Source organism: Streptomyces verrucosisporus, assembly GCF_017114865.1.
Taxonomy (GTDB): domain Bacteria; phylum Actinomycetota; class Actinomycetes; order Streptomycetales; family Streptomycetaceae; genus Streptomyces; species Streptomyces fenghuangensis.
The window spans coordinates 1-3,620 of the sequence record NZ_JADEYH010000061.1 but is presented as its reverse complement, the minus strand read 5'-3'; the positions used below and the strand labels follow the sequence as shown (position 1 = coordinate 3,620).

Genomic DNA, 3,620 nt, shown 5'->3' with positions numbered 1-3,620 from the left:
CTGGCGCGCCTGCGCTGATCCGGGCACCGGTTCTCGCGCATGCGCACGGTGGCCGCCCGGATCGCCCAAGTCTCCGACGGCGACAGCGGGTTACGGATCAGTAGCCGGGACGGACCGGGCCTCGCGCCCGGTCCGTCCCGGTCTTCATAACGTTTCGACAGAGAATTGCGGGGTGGATGCCACTCGCCGCGAGCACCTCGTTCCCCAGCGCGCACAGAATTTTAGCCTTTCGTCAACCTGTGGGCCATATGCCCTTTTCCTCCCGGGCGTCCGCGTGTGATTCGCCACTGGTCCAGGTGTTTGGAAAGCTTCTGCCTGCCGTGCTGAAATTCGCTGAACTCAGCAGTAGTTACGGTTTCATCGAAGACGATGGGCTGAAGCCGAGAGGTTTGGTCGAGTGAGGCGAAGCAATCCGAGCTCCCCGCCCGGGGAGCCGCGTGGCAACTTCACGCCGCCGCAGCGCGCCGTGGAGGCGCACTCCGACCTGCCCGGGAACGGCGGGGGGTCGGGCGGCGGCGGCCGTTTCGCGGTGCGCAACTGGCGCGTGGCCACCAGACTGAACGCCATCCTCCTCATCCCCGTGCTCGTCGCCCTGGTCTTCGGCGGCTTCCGGGTGCAGAACTCCCTGGAGACGCTGAACGAGGCGGAGGACGCCAACCGCACCGCGGAACTGGTCCGCGCCGCCGCCGCGTACGGCCACGCCCTGATCGACGAGCGCGACCGCACCGCCGCGCCGCTGCTGCAGGGCAAGACGGAGGACCCGGTGATCGCCGAGGTGCGCGGGGTCACCGACGCCGCGCGCGAGGAGTTCGACCGCCGCGTCGAGCAGATGCCCGACCAGCAGAACCTCAAGCGTCGTCTCGCCGCCTTCAGGCAGGTCGAGCCTGAACTGGAGGAGCTGCGCCAGGCCGCCTACACCGAGCGGCTCAAGGGCGTGGAGACCGAGGAGGGCTACGTCCGGGTCCAGCACCCGCTGATGGAGTTCGCCAACGAACTTGGCCTGGGCACCGGCAACATCACCTCCTACGGCCGCACCGTCTACGCGGTGTCGCTCTCCAAGGCCGCCGAGTCCCTGCAGCGCTCGATCGGCACCCACCTGCTGATCAAGCCCGGCCCGGGCGCGACGGACAAGCAGCGCCAGCTCACCGCCTTCAGTTCCTACGCGTACCTGGAGAACATCGCTGTCGAGGAGTACCGCGGCGGCGCCTCCCCGGAGGACTGGGAGCTGCTGCAGGAGGAGAAGGCCGAGGCGGACGAGGAGGCCCGGGAGCGGCTCGCCGAGGCCGAGGAGGAGGCGGAGGCCGCCGGACGTGACTTCGCCACCCCGCCCGCGACCGACAAGATGATCCAGGCCATCGCCTCCGGGACCTCCTCCCAGAAGCTGCGGGCCGGCGGCGTCACCGCCGAGAACTGGTACACCGCGGCCACCGCCAACTTCAACGCCTACCGCGAGGTGGAGAAGAACCTCACCGACCGGGCGGTGAACGAGACGGCCCGGATCGCCTCGGACGCCAAGCGGGACGCCGTCGTCAACTCGGTCATCGTGCTCGCCGCCCTGGTGATCGCCTTTGTGATCGCCGGAATGATGGCCCGGTCGATGAGCAGCAACATGCGCCGGCTGCGCACCGCGGCCTTCGATGTCGCCCAGCAGCGGCTGCCGATGCTGGTGGACCAGCTCTCCCGCACCGACCCGGGTAAGGTCGACACCCGAGTCCAGCCCATCCCGATCAACAGCCGCGACGAGATCGGCGAGGTCGCCCGCGCCTTCGACCAGGTCCACCGCGAGGCCGTCCGGCTCGCCGCCGAGCAGGCGCTGCTGCGGGGGAACGTCAACGCGATCTTCACCAACCTCTCGCGCCGCAACCAGAGCCTCATCGAGGGCCAGCTCGCCCTCATCACGGACCTGGAGAACAACGAGGCCGACCCGGACCAGCTGGAGAACCTCTTCAAGCTGGACCACCTGGCGACCCGTATGCGCCGCAACGGCGAGAACCTGCTGGTCCTCGCCGGCGAGGAGCCCGGCCGCCGCTGGACCCAGCCGGTGCCGCTGGTGGACGTGCTGCGCGCCGCCTCCTCCGAGGTGGAAGACTACGAGCGCATCGAACTGTCCGGGGTCCCCGACAGCGAGATCCACGGCGCCGTCGTCACCGACCTGGTGCACCTGCTGGCCGAGCTGCTGGAGAACGCCACCTCGTTCTCCTCGCCGCAGACCAAGGTCAGGGTCACCGCGACCAGGCTGCCCGACGGCCGGGTGATGATCGAGATCCACGACAAGGGCATCGGCCTGACCCCCGAGGACTTCGCCGACATCAACCACAAGCTGGCCAACCCGCCGACGGTGGACGTGGCCATCTCCCAGCGCATGGGCCTGTTCGTGGTCGGCCGCCTGTCCAGCCGGCACGGCATCCGCGTCCAGCTGCGCCCCTCCGGCGAACAGGCGGGCACCACCTCGCTGGTCATGCTCCCGGAGGAGATCACACACGGTGGTGGCGGCCAGGAGGAGGTCGAGGAGGACTTCACCGTCTCCCGGATCGTCCCGGAACAGCCGAACGCGGCCCAGCCCGCGCCCCAGAACCGCCAGCTGTCCGCCGCCGACCTGGGTTTCGACGACTCCCGTTACGGCTCCCAGGCCGAGGAGCAGGAGAACTCCCCCCAGCTCGACCCGCTCGGGCGCTCGCTGATGCGCGAGGAGCGGCGCGCGGCTCTGGAGTCCCAGCAGCCCCGGTACCAGCAGCAGGACGGGGGCTACGGGGACGAGAGCAACGCCCATGCCCAGGAGCAGTACGCCCCTCAGGCCCCTCAGCAGACCTCCTACGACCCCGGGCAGACCGGTCAGTACGACCCGCAAGCCGGTTTCCCGGAGGGCGGCGGCTACGGGCAGGAGACGGGATACGGCCAGGGATACCAGGACGGTTACCAGCCGCAGCACCAGCAGCAGCCCCAGCAGCAGGGCGGCGGGTACGGCGGCGGTTTCGGCCAGGAGCACCAGGGCGAGTACCGGCCGGACTACGGGACCGGGTACGGGGAGAACGGCTACGACGCCGGACAGGAGCCTGTCCGGAATACGGAAGCGGAATCCTTCCCCAGCGCTCCCGAAGACGGCCCGGAACGCGTAGGCTTCGATCGACCGGGTCAGGCTTCGGACGCTTCCACCACCGTGACCGGCGCAGGACTCCCGCGCCGGGAGTCGCGGAGGCAGCAGTCCGAGGAGGGCCCGGCCCCGCGGTACCAGCCGCAAGCGGAATCCCCGGAAGTGCCCCGGCAGGCGGATCGCTCCGACGATTCCGGCTGGCGCACGGCGAACGACGAGCGCTGGCAGCGGGCGGAGGGGCTCCGCGACCCCAAGGCCGGCGGAGTCACCCCCTCCGGTCTGCCCCGCCGCGTACCCAAGGCCAACCTGGTCGAGGGCACCGCGGAGCAGACACCCCAGGACGGGGCCCAGGTCTCCCGCAACCCGGAGGACGTCCGAGGCAGGTTGAGCAACCTGCACCGCGGCGTCCGACGGGGACGCACCGCGGGCGGCTCCGACAACACCCAGAATGACCGACCGGGCTTCGGCCCCGGCAGCACCTACGATCAGGAGCGTTAGTGTGAGCCCGATGAGCCAGGCGGCGCAGAAC

At 70.1% G+C, this 3,620-nt stretch carries 1 protein-coding gene; it reads left to right on the top strand.

What is annotated here, in order from left to right; genetic code table 11:
- The first annotated feature begins 397 nt into the window (after positions 1 to 397).
- On the top strand, positions 398 to 3,589 hold the full coding sequence (locus IQ279_RS27365) for a sensor histidine kinase (protein WP_206352012.1): 3,192 nt from the start codon (positions 398 to 400) through the stop codon (positions 3,587 to 3,589).
- The last annotated feature ends 31 nt before the right edge of the window (positions 3,590 to 3,620 follow it).